The organism is Ruegeria sp. YTSA075, from assembly GCF_059610245.1.
This window is the reverse complement of record NZ_JBXWNG010000011.1, coordinates 109,188-125,238: the sequence shown is the minus strand read 5'-3', so window position 1 is coordinate 125,238 and position 16,051 is coordinate 109,188. Positions and strand designations below refer to the sequence as shown.

Sequence of the window (16,051 nt, the reverse complement as noted above, 5' to 3'; positions counted from 1 at the left end):
ACAGGCATCTCCCATCCCGCAAAATCAACCAACTTTCCTCCCAAACCAACGTGAAGAGAATAAAGAGGGGTGCGTTTTAGTTCGGACATAATTCCAACCTTTCGATTAGCGGGACTGGTCGCGAACGACCATCACGGTGCAATGCGCGTTGCGCACGACACGGGCCAGGTTCGGGCCGATCTCATAATTCGGGAAGTCGCCCTTGGTGGAGGCCATGATAATCAGGTCAAAACCGTCCTTATAGGCGAGTTTCAGGATTTCGCGGTAAACGCTGCCTTCTTCAACATGGATCGCCACATCGGAGGCATCGCCCTGATCCAGGATCGCCTGAACCGCGTTGCGGACATGCTCTTTCGCGCCAGCGCCGTAGTTGGCGGGCAGGTTCGGCAACTGGATGATCTCGGGGATGACAGCGACCGCGTGCAGTTCGGCACCGTAGAACTTCGCCTGTTCCTGCGCCAGCGGCAGGGCATTTTTCCACGACCGATCATCAGTGTGATCTATTGGCAGCAGGATTTTCGTCGCCATCACGTCTCTCCTCGAGATATGGAATACTGTTTCGAAGCCGAGGGGCCGGGTTGGCCCCCCGTCATTTCATCCGAGATTACTCGGCAGGTGTTGCGCCCGGCTCTTCGGACTTGCCACCTGAGGCAAAGAACTCTTTCGTCAGTTTGAAGACGATCGGGCTCAGCAGCGCCAGGGCAATCAGGTTCGGGATGGCCATCATGGCGTTCAGCGTGTCCGCCAGCAGCCAGATAAAGCCCAGATCCGCAGTTGCGCCAAAATAGATCATGACGATCCACAGGACGCGGTAGGGCAACAGCGATTTGACACCCAGCAGGAACTCGACGCATTTCTCGCCGTAGAAGGACCAGCCCAGGATGGTGGTGAAGGCAAAGATCGACAGAGCGATGGCGATCAGATACCCACCGATGCCTGGCAGCGACAATTCGAACGCGGCCGAGGTCAGCGCGGCGCCGGATTCACCCGATGTCCAGGCACCTGACGCGATGATTGCCAGACCAGTGATCGAACAAACGATGATGGTGTCGATGAACGTACCCAGCATCGCGATCAGGCCCTGATTGACCGGACCTTTGGTCTCGGCTGCGGCATGTGCGATCGGAGCGGAACCCAGACCGGCTTCGTTCGAGAACACACCACGGGCCACACCAAAGCGGATCGCGGCCCAGACGGCTGCACCGGCAAAGCCACCTTCGGCGGCGGACGGGGTGAAGGCGTGGGTGAAGACCAGCGACAAGGCAGAGCCGATATTGCCGATGTTGATCAGCAGAACCAGCAGGCCTGCGACGATGTATGCGATGGCCATGAACGGAACCAGCTTACCAGCAACCGCACCGATACGGGTGATGCCACCCAGGATCACGGCAGCGGTCAGGACCATCAGGACAACACCGGTGATCGAGGTGTTCAGGCCAAAGTTGGCTTCCAGAACCTGCGCCACACCATTGGCCTGCACACCGTTGCCGATGCCAAAGGCCGCAACGGCGCCAAACAAGGCAAAGGCTACGCCCAGCCAGGCCCATTTCGCGCCAAGACCGTTCTTGATGTAGTACATCGGGCCGCCAACATAGTTGCCCAGCTCATCCTTCTCGCGGTACTTCACCGCCAGAACAGCTTCGGCATATTTGGTGGCCATGCCCACCAGGGCGGTCATCCACATCCAGAACAAGGCACCCGGACCGCCCAGGAAGACAGCAGTGGCCACACCGGCGATGTTCCCCGTACCGATGGTCGCCGACAGCGAGGTCATCAGCGCGTTGAACGGACTGATCTGCCCTTCGCCCTGACCTTCGCGGCCTTTGAACAGCAGGCTGAAGCCCGTGCCAATGCGCAGGATCGGCATGAACTTCAGCCCCACCTGCAGGAAGAAGCCGACGCCAAGAATGAGAACCAGCATCAGCGGCCCCCACACGACGCCATTGATGGCCCCTACGATTGAATTCAACGCTTCCATGGATTCCCTCCCAATTGCGTTTTCGTTATGCCCCTTTGGCGATAGCCCGCTGGCGGGCCTGCTTGAGGGCGGCAAAGTCTTTGTCCGCATGGAACGACGAACGGGTCAGCGGCGTGGCCGACACGTGCAAAAAGCCCTTGGATCGAGCGACCTGCTCCAGTTGGGCGAACTCCTCCGGTGTCCAGAACCGGTCAATCGGGTGATGTTTCGGGGTCGGTTGCAGATATTGACCGACCGTCAGAAAATCGACATTGGCCGCGCGCAGGTCATCCATGACCTGCCGCACATCGTCCAGGGATTCACCCAAACCGACCATCAGGCCGGACTTGGTGAAAATCTCGGGATTTGCGCGTTTGGCATCGTCCAGCAGGCGCAGCGACGTGTAATAGCGCGCGCCGGGCCGGACCGTTGGATACAGGTGCGGTACCGTTTCCAGGTTGTGGTTGAATACGTCGGGGGCGGCCGCAAAGACCAGATCGGCCGCGTCCCCTTTGCCCAGAAAGTCGGGGGTCAGAACTTCTACCGTCGTGCCAGGATTCTGGTGCCGCACAGCACGGATGGTTTGGGCAATATGTTCAGCGCCGCCATCAGCCAGATCATCACGGTCGACTGAGGTGATCACCACATGACGCAGGCCCAGCTTCTTGACAGCAGCGGCAACCCGGCCCGGTTCAAACGCGTCCAGCGCATCGGGGCGACCAGTGGCAACATTGCAGAAGGAACAGCCACGGGTGCAGACCTCACCCATAATCATCATGGTGGCGTGACGTTTGGACCAGCACTCGCCGATATTGGGGCAGGCGGCCTCTTCACAGACCGTTGCCAGGCTGTGCTCGCGCATCAGGCGGCGGGTTTCGTAATACTCGGCGCTATCGCCCTTTTTCTTACGAATCCACTTGGGCTTGCGCGGGATAACGCTGTCTGCCTTTTTGGCTTTTTCCGGATGTCGGGGGCGAAGCTGGATGGTCATCTGGCCGGTCTTCCCTTACGCGTGGATCGCACGGCCCATGGCGTCAAGGCAGGCCTCTTTGACCGCCTCGCCCATGGCCGGGTGCGCATGACAGGTGGCTGCGACCTCGGCGACTGTTGCGCCTTTGGTCATGGCCAGAACCAGTTCGGCGATCAGATCACCACCATGGGCCCCGCAGATATGCGCGCCCAGGATTTTTCCGCTGGGGTCCGCCAAAACCTTGACCGCACCATCGGTTTCACCGGTCGACCGCGCACGCGAGTTCGCCATGAAAGCAAACTTTCCCACCGCGTATTCCGTGCCGGCTTCTTTCAGCGCCTCTTCGGTCAAACCAACCGAGGCGACCTCGGGGTCGGTGTAGACCACGCCCGGCACGGTGTTGTAATCCACATGGCCACCCTGCCCGGCCAGCATTTCCACACAGGCCACGCCGTCTTCTTCCGCCTTATGCGCCAGCATCGGACCAGGCACACAATCGCCAATGGCATAGATGCCGGGGACCGAGGTCTGGAAATGGCCATCAACCTCGATGAAGCCGCGCGGGTTCACCGCGACGCCAAGGTCATCCAGACCAAGCCCGCGCGTTACGGGACGCCGCCCAACAGCAATCAGGACCTTGTCAGCCTCGATCACCTCTTCCTTGTCCTTGCCGACGCGGTCGACGGTCAAGCTCAGGCCCACATCACTTTTGTCGACCGACTTCAACGCGCGACCCAACTGGAATTTCAGCCCGCGCTTGGACAGCGCCCGCTGCGCCAGCTTGGCAATCTCGCCATCAATTCCGGGCAGAACCCGGTCCAGATATTCAACAACAGTGACCTTGGCACCCAGACGCGCCCAGACCTGACCCAGTTCCAGCCCGATTACGCCCGCGCCAATCACCACCAGATGGTCCGGCACAGTCTCCAGCGCAATTGCGCCGGTTGAACTGAGGATATCCTGCTCGTCAATCTCGATCCCCGGCAGCGGCGTGGGCTCGGACCCGGTGGCAATCAGGATGTTCCGGGCCGTATGGATGTCGTCGCCTACCTTGACCTGTCCCGCGGCGGGAATGCTGGCCCAGCCTTCAATCAGATCAACGCCGTTTTTCTTGAACAGAAATCCGATGCCCTTGGTCAGATCGCCAACGATCTTGTCCTTTCGGCCCATCATCGCGCCCAGATCAACGCTGGCCCCCTCGACCTCAATGCCATGGGAGGAGAGATGTGCAAGCTCGGCATATTTGGCCGAGGAGGTCAGCAGCGCTTTGGAGGGTATGCACCCCACATTCAGACAGGTCCCGCCAAGGGCACCACGCCCTTCGACACAGGCCACTTTCAAACCCAACTGAGCCGCGCGGATCGCAGCGACATATCCGCCGGGACCACCCCCGATGATGATGAGGTCATAGGTGCTCATTGGGTCTTCTTTCAGTAAATTGGATGGTTGGCGCACAGGGCGCGGACTTTTTCGCGGGTCTCGGTCTCGACAGCGGCGTTGCCTTCGGGCGTCTCACGCAGGGCATCCAGAACGTCGCCGATCAGGTGGCCGATCCGGGTGAACTCGTCCGGGCCAAACCCGCGGCTGCACCCGGCTGCCGTTCCCAAACGGATACCGCTGGTGATTGTCGGTTTTTCCGGATCGCCCGGTACGCTGTTCTTGTTGCAGGTGAAACCGGCACGTTCCAACGCGGCTTCAGCGTCTTTTCCGGTCACGCCAAGCGGCCTCAGGTCGACCAGCATCAGATGGTTTTCGGTGCCGCCTGAAACAATGTCACATCCCCGTGCCATCATCACATTGGCCAGCGCTGCCGCGCTGTCGACGACGCGCTGCATGTAATCCTTGAATTCAGGTTTCAGCGCCTCTCCGAATGCGACGGCCTTACCGGCAATCACATGCATCAGCGGACCGCCCTGAAGACCGGGAAACACCGCCGAGTTGATCTTTTTTGCCAGCGCTTCGTCATTCGTCAGGATGATCCCGCCGCGCGGACCGCGTAGGGTTTTGTGCGTGGTCGACGTCACGACATGTGCGTGACCAACCGGTGAAGGATGCAACCCGGTCGCAACCAGACCCGCGATATGGGCCATGTCAGCCAACAGCCAGGCCCCTACCTCATCCGCGATGGCGCGGAACCGCGCGAAATCGATCTTTTGCGAATAGGCCGACGCACCCGCGATGATAAGCTTCGGCTTCTCTGCTTTGGCCAGTGCTTCGACCTGATCATAATCGATCAGCCCCGCATCGGTCAGGCCGTATTGAACCGGGTGAAACCACTTGCCCGATTGCGCGGGCTTTGCGCCATGGGTCAGGTGCCCGCCCGCATCCAGGGACATGCCCAGGATCGTGTCACCGGGGCTGAGCAGCGCCAGCTTTACAGCGCCGTTTGCCTGCGCACCGGAATGCGGCTGGACATTGGCATGTTCGCAACCGAACAGCTTCTTGAGCCGCTCGATCGCCTCGACCTCGACCTCATCCACATATTCGCACCCGCCATAGTAACGACGACCGGGATAGCCTTCGGCATATTTGTTCGTCAGTACGGAACCCTGCGCGTCGATCACGGCCTGCGAGACAATGTTCTCGGACGCAATAAGCTCAATCTGCTGAGCCTGGCGCTCGCCCTCGCGATCAATCGACGCGGCAATGACCGGATCAGCATCCGTGAGTGACGTTTTGAACATGATTTCCTCCCTCATGCTCTATTCCCAAGTACGAAACTTTGTTTCCTATAGGGGAATTATATGGGCAAAAGCAACAGAAATCTCGGATTGTAAAGTTGTGTCAGCAGGTGGAAATCGGTAACCTGCGGAAAATCGGGGGGATTTCCATGGTCGATGACAGCCTGAACGACGCCGTCGGGCCGGATGAAGAGGATGAAGGCGCCGCCTTGGGGCGCTCGATCCGGGACGCACGCCGCGCCAAAGGGTGGACGCTGGAGGAAGCCGGGCGCGCTGCGGGAATCGGTCGATCGACGCTGTCCAAGATCGAAAACAACCAAACAAGGCCCAGCTTTGACATTGTGCGACGACTGACACAGGCCTTGGACATGAGCACCCCGCAGCTTTTCCTGCAATCAGGCCAGACAGGGATCGCGGGTCGGCGCGATTTCACCCCAAAGGGCGAAGGTGAGATGCGGGACACCCCCACCTATCTGCACGAGCTGTTGTGCCCGGAACTAACCAGCAAACGCATGCTGCCCTATATCGCGACCATCAAGGCCCGTGACGTTTCCGAATTCGAAAACTGGATCAGACACAGCGGGGAAGAGTTCCTGTATGTCATCAGCGGAGAGCTGACCTTTGTGTCCGAACACTATCGTCCCCTGCCGATGAAAGCCGGGGATTCACTGTATTACGACAGCGGCATGGGGCATGGCTGTATCTCGACCAGCGAAGAAGATGCGCGCGTTTTGTGGGTGTCTTTGGAGTAAGCCGCCCGGATCACCCCTGTGATTCAACCAGTGCCTTCAGGTTGGACAAGCCCCGCTCGTAGTCTCCACCGACCCAATTGTCCATCATCAGGCCCATCCAGCGCGTCATGGGATTCAGGCCCAGATCGGATTCAAAACCCCAGGTAACCTGAGTCTGGCCGCCCTGGGGCTGCAGCACAAACGCAGCCATCGCCGTGCCCATCGGGCCGAAATCAAGCGCAGTACGGACGGTTTGGATTTCGATGCTTTCGATAATCTCCTGCGAACCGGTGCCAACCTGCGGGTGGTCCGAACTCCAGTTCAGGGTGTTGCCAACTCCTGCCTCCGGACCTGCGTAGGACAGTTTGGTGTCGGGATCACGATGCAGCCAAGGGGACCATTGTTCGGTCTCTTGCATGGAGTTCACGAAAGGAAAGATTGCCTCAGCCGGGGCGTCGATGGTGATTGATCGAGACACCTCGGCCTTTCCAGGCAGCAGATAAGAGATGCCCACCAGCGCCACGACAATCACAAGCAAAAAGACAATAAGACGTTTGACAAATCTCATGGGTCCAGTCCGATTCCAAAAAACAATGTAGCCGGACCATACCAAAAAATGGCTCGGAATCAGAGGCCTGATCCGAGCCATTTCAAATCTGCCCACGCCAAGATCGACTAAATCGTCAGGAATCTCTTTTCATTCGGGTCATAGCACTGCAGGCCGCCTTCCCCGATATCTGTCCATAGCCCATGCAAGCTGATCGAGCCATCTTCAACCGCAGTAGACACAAAGGGGAAAGTCATCAGGTTCTCCAGCGACGCGACAACCGCCTGCTGTTCGAACTGCCGCGCCTGTTCTTCGCTATCTTCGACATCCGCAACCAGATCGTATTTCGACTTCAGAATATCCATCCAGCGACCAACAAAGCTCTCTTTCGCCTCCAAATGCGGCGCCTTGCCTTTGCACATGTCGATGCAGCCCTGAACACCACCGCATTGCGAATGTCCAAGTACGATCAGATGCGCCACCTTCAGGGCCGTGACCGCGTATTCAATCGCTGCACTGGTACCATGGTGATCGCCGTCGGGCGCATAGGGCGGCACAAGATTGGCGATATTGCGGTGAATGAAAAACTCACCCTGATCCGCACCAAAAATCGAAGTCACGTGAACCCGGCTGTCACAGCAGGAAATCACCATCGCACGCGGGCGCTGCCCTTCGTTGGCAAGGCGGCGATACCAGGCCTGGTTTTCGGCGTATGTGGTAGATTTCCAACCGTGGTAACGCTTGATCAGATACGCCGGTAGTGGTTTGGCGAGGTCCATACTAAAGCCCCAATTCTTTTCATTTGAAGCCGGTATAGTGCGGGTTATCGGAAAATTCGAATAGTTTTTCTGTGCCGGGGCAAGGTTTTGCAAAGGAATTCCCGACAAACATCTGGTCTACGCCGTGGGGGCGACTGAACTAGGGTGAATGTGGTGGAAAAGATACTCACGCTTGAACATACAGAAACGGTACGGCTGGACCCGGACAGGTTGAGCGGCCTGTACCGGCAATTGGGCGACAAGAACGCACTGGACGTCCTGTGCCGCACGGTCGAGGAACTGGCCGTGCGCCTGTCGAATTGCGAACGGTTCTGGCGGAAACGCGATTGGGACAATCTGCGCAAATGCTCGAAATCGCTGGTGGCGATTGCCGATCAGATCGGGATGACGGCGCTGGCAAGGGTTGCCGGTGATGTTGCACAGTCGGTTGATGCTGGCGATGCGGTTGCCGCCGGGGCGACGCTGGGGCGGCTGATCCGCATCGGCGAACGGTCATTGACGGCGATTTGGGATCAGCAGGACTTGTCCCTCTAACGGGGGTTGCAGGCGGATCGCGGGTGGCTAGTCTGGGCGCAAAGTCAAACAACCGAGACGTCCATGCCCCTAAGCTTTGCCGAACCGACCAATCCCTTTGTCCCGCTTCATGTCATCGCCCAATCCGAACTGGACGCGTGGCTGGCGGATCAGCCTGAACATATAGGCCACTGGGTCGCGGCAAACGGGTTCACCGCTGCACTGGGTCAAACGCTGTTGGTGCCCGGCGATGGTGGCGGTACCACCTGTGCACTGGCAGGTTATGGAACCGAGGCGAAACGCGCCCGCAAACGCTTTCCCTTGGCTGCCGCAGCCGAGGCACTGCCCGAAGGCACCTATCGGATTACATCGGGCCTTGATGCGAACCGGGCTGAAATGGAATGTCTGGGCTGGCTGCTCACCGGATACACATTCGACCGCTACGCAAGCCAATCCGCCGCCAAGGCACGGTTGATCGTGCCGGATGGTGTCGATGCTGCACGCATCGAAGCAATGGCCAATGCCGAGGCACTGACCCGAGATCTGGTCAACACGCCCGCCTCGGATATGGGGCCAGCACAATTAGAGCAGGTCACCAAGGCACTGGCGGAAGAATTTAGCGCATCCTGCAAGACCATCCTGGGTGATGCGCTGTTGGAACAGAACTTTCCGATGATCCACACCGTCGGGCGCGCAGCGGATCAGGCCCCTCGATTGATCGAGATGAACTGGGGATCGGCTGGGCCAAAACTAACGCTTGTCGGCAAGGGGGTGTGCTTTGACACGGGTGGGCTGAACCTGAAACCCGGTGCCTCGATGGGTTTGATGAAAAAGGATATGGGCGGCGCGGCCAATGTCTTGGGTCTTGCCCGGATGATCATGGCGCTGAACCTGCCGCTGCAATTGCGCGTTCTGATCCCGGCAGTCGAGAATGCGGTGGCGGGCAATGCCTTCCGACCCGGAGACATCCTGACCTCGCGCAAGGGGCTTACGGTTGAGATCAACAATACCGATGCCGAGGGGCGGCTGGTGCTGGCGGATGCACTGGCTCTGGCGGATGAGGGTAACCCCGATCTGGTGATCTCGATGGCCACCCTGACGGGTGCAGCGCGCGTGGCTTTGGGCCCCGATCTGGCGCCGTTCTATACGGATGACAATCAGACCGCAGCCTTACTGTCGGACGCCGCACAACGGTCCGCTGATCCGGTCTGGCGGATGCCCTTCCACACGCCTTATGAGGCTATGATCGAACCAGGTATCGCCGATCTGGACAATGCACCTTCGGGCGGGTTCGCGGGGTCCATCACCGCTGCCCTGTTCCTGCGCCGCTTTATCGAGAACAGCCCATATATGCATTTCGACATCTATGCGTGGCAGCCCAGCAAGTCGCCTGGGCGTAGCAAAGGTGGGCTGGGCCAAGGCCCCCGCGCCATCCTGGGCGCTTTGCCGGAGGTTTTGGGCCTGTGACCCGGCTGCGTACCATCAAGCCTGTGGTTGACCTGTTACATCAGCCAGGTGGTCCACGCGATCGTCAATTGCTGTACGGCGACACGGTCGAGGTTACGGCCAATAAAAACGAGTGGAGCCGGATAACCGCTGACAAGGACGGCTATTCCGGCTGGGTCCGCTCAACGCATCTCGGCCCGGATATCCCGCAAACCCATAAGATCACAGCCCCCGCAACACATGCTTATGAACAAGCGGATATGAAGACGCGCGATTTGACCTCGCTGAGTTTCGGCAGCACGGTGCAAGCCCTATCAGAAACCGGGACGTTCGTAGAAACCGAGCTGGGCTTCATACCCGTAGCGCACACCACCCCAATCGCTGAGATGCAAACCGATCCAGTGGCCGTGGCAGAGCTGTTTCTGGGCACGCCTTACCTGTGGGGGGGCAACAGCCGGTTCGGGATCGACTGTTCCGGTCTGGTTCAGGCGGGGCTTCTGGCCTGTGGCATCACCTGCCCCGGCGACAGCGGGGATCAGGAGCGGGCGGTAGGCACCGCTCTGCCAGAAGGGTCCGAACCCGTGCGCGGTGATCTGTTGTTCTGGAAGGGTCATGTGGCGTGGGTATCAGGGCCTAACATGCTGCTGCATGCGAATGCGCATCACATGGCGGTGGCCTATGAGCCAATGGATCAGGCGATTGCGCGCATTCAGGCGCAAGGTGACGGGCCTGTGACCGCCCATAAACGGCTCTAGTCCGGGGAAACAGAACGGATCAGCTTACGCTCCAACACGCGCAACACCGTGCGCAGGTCGTGGCCGCGTTTCAGGATGCGGCCGTCCATGCCAACGACAGAATACATCCCTTGCTTCTGCCGCAGGCGCGGGTGTTTTTCGATGCGGTAGATCGGGTGTTCGGCTGTACGCCGGAAGATCGAGAAGATTGCCGTGTCACGCAGGTTGGATATTCCGTAGTCACGCCATTCTCCGGCGGCGACCATCCGACCGTAGACAGACAGGATATGGGACATCTCGCGCCGGTCGAACGCGACGGGCATCTGGGCCGAGTTTGCAGAGAACCGGCTGGGAGGCTGCATATTCATATCTCAAGCCTTGCCGGAAATCGCGCCCGAATCAAGCCCGATGCACATCAGCGCTGTATTTCCTTACCGCCGCCCGATCTGCCGACAGATCAGGACCACCGGCAACAATCCAACAGCCAGTATGACCAACGAAGGCACGGCGGCCCCTTCGAGCCGTTCGTCCGAGGCCAAGCGGTAAGCCTGCACAGCCAGTGTATCAAAGTTGAACGGGCGCATGATCAGGGTCGCGGGCAGCTCTTTCATCACGTCGACGAAGACGATCAGCAACGCGGTCAGCAGCGATGGTGTCAGGATGGGCAGATGGACCCGCCGCAATGTGCCCAAAGGCGTTTGGCCCAAAGACCGGGCAGCAGCATCCATATTCGCGTGAACCGTGCTCTGCCCGCCTTCATACGCGCCCAATGCTGCAGCCAAAAACCGCACCATATAGGCCGCGACCAACAGCCAGATAGACCCCGTAACCAACAAGCCGGTCGAGATATCAAACGTCTGGCGCATCCATGCGTCCAGCGCGTTGTCAAACGCAGCGAAGGGCACAAGCAACCCTACCGCGATCACGCCTCCGGGCACCGCATAACCCAGCCGCGCCAGATACGCCGCGCTGGTCGAGGCACGCCCGGGCCTTAGGCGCTGAAAGAACCCGACGCTGACCGCCGCCGCAACAGTGACCAGAGCCGCCGTACCCGCCAGGATCAGAGAGTTCTGGATAAACCCAAGGTACCGGTCCGACAGCAGGTTCTGTTCAGACTCCAATCCCATGTCGACCAGAATGAGAACCGGAAACACGAACCCAAACAGGACAGGCACGGCGCAAAGAAGAAACGCCCCAAGGGCGCGCCACCCAGTCAGATGCGCGGCAGGGTGCGCCACATGGTGTTTACCGCTTTGATGATATTTTGCATTCCCGCGCAACGTCCGTTCGGCCACGGCCAGCATCAAGGCAAACCCCAGCAAACACAGCGCCAGTTGCGCGGCCCCAGCGCGATCACCCAGCGAAAACCAGCTCGTGTAAATGCCGGTCGCAAAAGTCTGAACGCCAAAATATGAGACGGTTCCAAAATCCGCGATGGTCTCCATGATTGCCAGCAGCACCCCACCTGCAATCGCCGGGCGCGCCATGGGCAACGACACACGCCGAAACGCCAGCCACGGATTGTTCCCCAGGGCGCGCGCCGCCAGAAACGCCGTTGCGCTTTGCTGCAGAAACGCGGCGCGGGCCAGCAGGTAGACATAAGGATAAAGTACAAGGATCAGCATCGCCGCCGCACCCTCGGTCGAGCGGATCTCGGGGAACCAGTAATCGCGCGGGCCCCACCCCATCACATCGCGCAGGGTAGCCTGCACAATGCCTGGATGGTCCAGAACAAAGGTATAAGCATAGGCCAGAACATAGGCCGGGAAAGCCAGGGGCAATACCAGCGCGATTTCCAGCAATCGTACACCGGGAAACCGAGTCATTGTCACCAGCCAGGCGGCGCCGGTTCCGATACAGAATGTGCCGATGGCCACCAATATGACCAGAATAATCGTGGTGACTGTGTACCTGGGCAACACGGTCTCGGCCAAATGCGCTATTGCATCGGTGCCACCGGTCAGCGCAGCCAGAACAACCGCGATCATCGGCAACAGGCACGCACCAGCCACGACATAGGCCAGCCCGGCCAATAGCCGGGTCCCGCGCACGCCGCGGTTTCGCGATCCGTTTTCAGAATAGTCGATCTGAGCCATTGCCTTGCTGCGTAGATGCCGAAGACTTCGCCTTTAATCGACCAAAACGCTCGGAAACGCCAGTGTGTGGGTTACAATTCTGCGGCACAAACTGCCGCAGACCTTACTCATAAACCCGCTGATCCTCGATCACCAAGCCGTCTTTCGGAAGGGAACCGGGGGCGACCACCTCGATCGCGCCTTTCAGCTTCAGCACTTCGGCCACTGATTTGGCATAGGCCATGTCATCGCCGCCGGGGCTTTCAATCTGAACGGTCATGGTGTCCATCTCTCCCTGCCGAGCAGCGATTACGCGGGCCTTGACGATCTCGTCATGCTTTTCGACCAAAGCGGCGACCTGTTCAGGGCGAACAAACATCCCCTTGATCTTGGTGGTCTGATCGGCACGGCCCATCCAGCCTTTGATCCGCATATTGGTCCGTCCACAGGGCGAGACACCCGGCATCAGGGCCGACAGATCCCCAGTGGCAAAGCGGATCAAGGGATAGTCGGGGTTCAAAGAGGTCACGACCACCTCACCCACCTCACCCACGGACACAGGAATGCCAGTTCCGGGGGTCACAATCTCGATGATCACATGCTCGTCGATGATCATCCCCTCCATCGCGGCGCTTTCATAGGCAACATTGCCCAGATCTGCTGTGGCATAGCATTGCAGGCAGGAAATCCCGCGATCTGCATAGTCCTGACGCAGTGACGGGAACAGTGCCCCTCCACCCACGGCTGCTTTGGAGAACTTAAGCGCGACCCCCATCGCATCGGCCTTGTCCAGGATGACCTTCAGGTAGTCAGGGGTGCCCGCATAAGCGGTGCATCCGATGTCACGCGCGGCGGTGACCTGTAGTTCGGTCTGGCCAGTTCCGGCGGGCAGGACGGCGGCACCAACCGCGCGTGCACCGCTTTCAAAGATCATTCCAGCCGGTGTCAGATGATAGCCAAAGCAGTTCTGAACGATATCACCCGCGCCGATACCAACCGCATTCAGGAAGCGACCCATGCGCCACCAATCCTGATCTGTGTTACCGGGCTCATAGATTGGCCCCGGCGACTGGAACACGTGATGGAACTGATGCGCTGGCTTCACGGTGAACCCGCCGAATGGCGAATGGGCGGCCTGGGCGCGGGTCAGGTCTGACTTGCGTAGAACCGGTAACAGGGGCAAATCTTCGGCGGATTTGACCTTATTAGTGTCTATTTCGGCGAGATGCTCTGCAAACCCGGGTGCGGAGGCCACCTGCACAAGCTGCGCCCGCAAAGCTGCGGCCTGATCCAAGGCGCGCTGATCGGCAGAGCGCGTTTCGAGTGTGTCGAAATAGGTCATCGCCATATCCTCCATCAGATCACAACCACCGCTTGCGGCGGCGATAGGACCGCACGTCACGAAAGCTCTTGCGGCCGTCCTCGGACATGCCGAGGTAGAACTCTTTCACATCGGGGTTTTCACGCAGCTCAGCCGCTGGACCATCCATCACAACGCGACCGGATTCCAGAATGTAGCCGTAATGCGCAAAGCGCAGTGCCACATTGGTGTTCTGTTCGGCCAGCAGGAAGGATACGCCTTCTTTCTCGTTCAAGTCTTTCACAATGCCGAAAATCTCTTCGACCAGCTGAGGAGCCAGACCCATCGAAGGTTCGTCCAGCAGGATGGTCTCGGGTCGCGACATCAAAGCTCGGCCCATCGCGACCATCTGCTGTTCCCCGCCCGAGGTATAGCCGGCCTGCGACCGGCGACGCTCTTTCAGGCGTGGAAAATAATTGTAAACAAGTTCCAGATCCTGCTGGATCGCGGCATTTCCATCCTTGCGGGTATAGGCACCGGTCAGCAGGTTTTCTTCGACTGTCAGGTGTTCAAAACAGTGACGGCCTTCCATCACCTGGATAACGCCCTTTTCAACCAGATCGGCAGGGTCGCTTTCGTGCACGCTTTGGCCGCGATACTTGATCGTGCCTTTGGTCACCTCGCCACGTTCGGAATGCAGCAGGTTCGAAATCGCCTTCAGTGTCGTGGTTTTGCCCGCACCATTGCCGCCCAGCAAAGCCGTAATTCCGCCCTTGGGCACAGTCAGGCTGACCCCTTTCAGCACAAGGATCACATGGTTGTAGATCACCTCGATATTGTTGACCTCAAGCAGGGTTTCCGCCTGTACGTCAGTGGTTTGTGCCGCATCCAGCATCAGCGCGTATCCTCATGCCTGCCCAATAAGGGCGGTTCGTGAGGAGCGGCAAGCAACCCGCCGCTCCGTTTGTCTGGGGCGCCCCGGAAAACCCGGGGCGCGCGCTCAGTTTCTTACTCGCAGCGCTGCGAGATGTTGTTTTCAGCCGCGTATGCGCCCGAATCTTCTTCGATCAGCGCATTGATCACGTCGGCATCGGTCGGTTTGAAATCCTGAACCGAATTCCACGTGCCTGCTGCTGCATCCCACTGAACGACGCCGACAAGGCCGGGGCCGCCGTGATTTTCACAGCTGACCGAAAACTCGGGGCCGAAACCAGACATGCCCAGCGCTTCCATCTTGGCGTTGGTCATCTCCAGCGCTTCCATGCCATCGCGCATCATCGATGCGTCGATTTCTGCAGTGCCATGCATGTCCTGTGCAGTTTTCACCGCTTCGGCAGCCAGCATCGCGGCGTAGAGACCACGGTTATACTGCACCGTGCCCAACTGATCACCCGCGCCAGCGGCTTTACCAGAATCGACAACGTATTTCTGCAGATCGTCATAGACAGGGTAGTCATCACCCAGACCGGTGAAGGTCAGCGCCTTATAACCGGTGGCTTTGTCACCCGCAGGCTGCACATCGAATTCCGCACCGGACCACCAGACGCCGATGAAATTCTCCATCGGGAAGCGGATGTTGGCAGCCTCCTGCACGGCAACCTGGTTCATCACGCCCCAGCCCCACATGATCACATAGTCGGGCTTCTCACGGCGGATTTGCAGCCACTGAGATTTCTGCTCTTGCCCCGGATGATCCACCGGCAGCAGGGTCAGGTCATAGCCATGCTTTTCGGCCAGTGTTTCCAGCGTGCGGATTGGCTCTTTGCCATAAGCAGAGTTGTGATAGACCAGAGCGATTTTCTTGCCACCCAGATCTCCGCCATTCTGATCCAGCAGATAGTTGATCGCGCCCGACGCACCGTTCCAGTAGTTGGCCGGATAGTTGAACACATGGCTGAATACTTTGCCGTTCGCGGCCGAAGTCCGGCCATAACCCATCGTATGCAGCGGAATGCCATCTGCGGTCACTTTCGGGATCAGCTGATAGGTGATGCCGGTCGACAGCGGCTGATACACCAAAGCGCCCTCGCCTTTGGTGGATTCATAGCATTCCACACCTTTTTCGGTGTTATAGCCGGTCTCACATTCCAGAACGCGGGCCGGAACACCGCCGATCCCACCGTCACGTTCATTCAGCAGGGTAAAGTAGTCAGCATAGCCATCCGCAAACGGGATACCGCCCGCCGCATAAGGTCCCGTCCGATAGCTGAGTGACGGGAACACGAGGTCGGCCATAACCGGACCTGCGGCCATCACAGCGCCCAGCGCTAGAGTTGCCAGTTTCTTGTTCATCGGGTGTCTCCTCCCTTGGTTAGTCC

General features: G+C 59.1%; 16 protein-coding genes. 4 read left to right on the top strand and 12 right to left on the bottom strand.

Annotated elements, in window-relative coordinates; genetic code table 11:
- Window positions 1-105: 105 nt before the first annotated feature.
- The 5 genes from AC2FGE_RS17345 to glyA form a co-directional block, all read right to left on the bottom strand.
- The gene (locus tag AC2FGE_RS17345; protein ID WP_496820503.1) at window positions 106-528 is read right to left on the bottom strand and encodes a universal stress protein; all 423 of its coding nucleotides are present in this window, start codon (window positions 526-528) and stop codon (window positions 106-108) included.
- 76 nt (window positions 529-604) lie between these two features.
- The gene (locus tag AC2FGE_RS17340; protein ID WP_496820502.1) at window positions 605-1,978 is read right to left on the bottom strand and encodes an alanine/glycine:cation symporter family protein; all 1,374 of its coding nucleotides are present in this window, start codon (window positions 1,976-1,978) and stop codon (window positions 605-607) included.
- Between the two features lie 25 nt (window positions 1,979-2,003).
- Window positions 2,004-2,948 carry a lipoyl synthase gene (lipA, locus tag AC2FGE_RS17335; RefSeq protein ID WP_496820501.1) on the bottom strand — a complete coding sequence of 315 codons (945 nt, stop codon included), beginning with the start codon at window positions 2,946-2,948 and terminating at the stop codon, window positions 2,004-2,006.
- A gap of 15 nt (window positions 2,949-2,963) precedes the next feature.
- A complete protein-coding gene (gene lpdA / locus AC2FGE_RS17330) occupies window positions 2,964-4,346 on the bottom strand; it encodes a dihydrolipoyl dehydrogenase (RefSeq protein WP_496820500.1) in 1,383 nt (460 codons plus the stop codon).
- An 11-nt stretch (window positions 4,347-4,357) separates the two neighbouring features.
- Window positions 4,358-5,611 carry a serine hydroxymethyltransferase gene (gene glyA, locus AC2FGE_RS17325; RefSeq protein ID WP_496820499.1) on the bottom strand — a complete coding sequence of 418 codons (1,254 nt, stop codon included), beginning with the start codon at window positions 5,609-5,611 and terminating at the stop codon, window positions 4,358-4,360.
- Window positions 5,612-5,757: 146 nt separating this feature from the next.
- Between glyA and AC2FGE_RS17320 the strand changes: the two genes are divergently transcribed.
- Window positions 5,758-6,360 carry a helix-turn-helix domain-containing protein gene (locus AC2FGE_RS17320; protein ID WP_496820498.1) on the top strand — a complete coding sequence of 201 codons (603 nt, stop codon included), beginning with the start codon at window positions 5,758-5,760 and terminating at the stop codon, window positions 6,358-6,360.
- A 10-nt stretch (window positions 6,361-6,370) separates the two neighbouring features.
- Here AC2FGE_RS17320 and AC2FGE_RS17315 read toward each other — a convergent pair whose 3' ends face one another.
- Together AC2FGE_RS17315 and AC2FGE_RS17310 are read right to left on the bottom strand one after the other, a co-directional pair.
- Window positions 6,371-6,907, bottom strand: coding sequence for an SRPBCC family protein (locus AC2FGE_RS17315; RefSeq protein WP_496820497.1), 537 nt, complete (start codon window positions 6,905-6,907; stop codon window positions 6,371-6,373).
- Between the two features lie 107 nt (window positions 6,908-7,014).
- Entirely contained in the window at window positions 7,015-7,665 is a 651-nt protein-coding gene (locus AC2FGE_RS17310) for a carbonic anhydrase (RefSeq protein ID WP_496820496.1), read from the bottom strand.
- A 144-nt stretch (window positions 7,666-7,809) separates the two neighbouring features.
- Between AC2FGE_RS17310 and AC2FGE_RS17305 the strand changes: the two genes are divergently transcribed.
- From AC2FGE_RS17305 to AC2FGE_RS17295, 3 genes are all read left to right on the top strand, one after another.
- Complete coding sequence (locus AC2FGE_RS17305; RefSeq protein ID WP_496820495.1) at window positions 7,810-8,199, top strand: hypothetical protein; 390 nt, start codon at window positions 7,810-7,812, stop codon at window positions 8,197-8,199.
- 63 nt (window positions 8,200-8,262) lie between these two features.
- Window positions 8,263-9,645 (top strand): leucyl aminopeptidase family protein, encoded by a 1,383-nt coding sequence (locus AC2FGE_RS17300; protein ID WP_496820494.1) that lies wholly within the window; start codon window positions 8,263-8,265, stop codon window positions 9,643-9,645.
- A complete protein-coding gene (locus tag AC2FGE_RS17295) occupies window positions 9,642-10,379 on the top strand; it encodes a C40 family peptidase (RefSeq protein ID WP_496820493.1) in 738 nt (245 codons plus the stop codon). Before AC2FGE_RS17300 ends, AC2FGE_RS17295 begins: the two co-directional genes overlap by 4 nt.
- On the opposite strand, the gene AC2FGE_RS17290 is transcribed toward AC2FGE_RS17295, so the two are convergent.
- The 5 genes from AC2FGE_RS17290 to AC2FGE_RS17270 form a co-directional block, all read right to left on the bottom strand.
- The gene (locus AC2FGE_RS17290; protein WP_353009256.1) at window positions 10,376-10,726 is read right to left on the bottom strand and encodes a DUF2794 domain-containing protein; all 351 of its coding nucleotides are present in this window, start codon (window positions 10,724-10,726) and stop codon (window positions 10,376-10,378) included. The genes AC2FGE_RS17295 and AC2FGE_RS17290 overlap by 4 nt on opposite strands.
- 63 nt (window positions 10,727-10,789) lie before the next feature.
- Window positions 10,790-12,454: an ABC transporter permease gene (locus tag AC2FGE_RS17285; RefSeq protein ID WP_496820492.1), complete on the bottom strand. Its 1,665-nt coding sequence runs from the start codon at window positions 12,452-12,454 to the stop codon at window positions 10,790-10,792.
- A 103-nt stretch (window positions 12,455-12,557) separates the two neighbouring features.
- Complete coding sequence (locus AC2FGE_RS17280) at window positions 12,558-13,775, bottom strand: phenylacetate--CoA ligase family protein (RefSeq protein ID WP_496820508.1); 1,218 nt, start codon at window positions 13,773-13,775, stop codon at window positions 12,558-12,560.
- A 19-nt stretch (window positions 13,776-13,794) separates the two neighbouring features.
- Window positions 13,795-14,628, bottom strand: a complete 834-nt coding sequence (locus AC2FGE_RS17275; RefSeq protein ID WP_480550543.1) for an ABC transporter ATP-binding protein — start codon at window positions 14,626-14,628, stop codon at window positions 13,795-13,797.
- 113 nt (window positions 14,629-14,741) lie between these two features.
- Entirely contained in the window at window positions 14,742-16,025 is a 1,284-nt protein-coding gene (locus AC2FGE_RS17270; RefSeq protein WP_480550541.1) for an ABC transporter substrate-binding protein, read from the bottom strand.
- Between the last annotated feature and the right edge of the window lie 26 nt (window positions 16,026-16,051).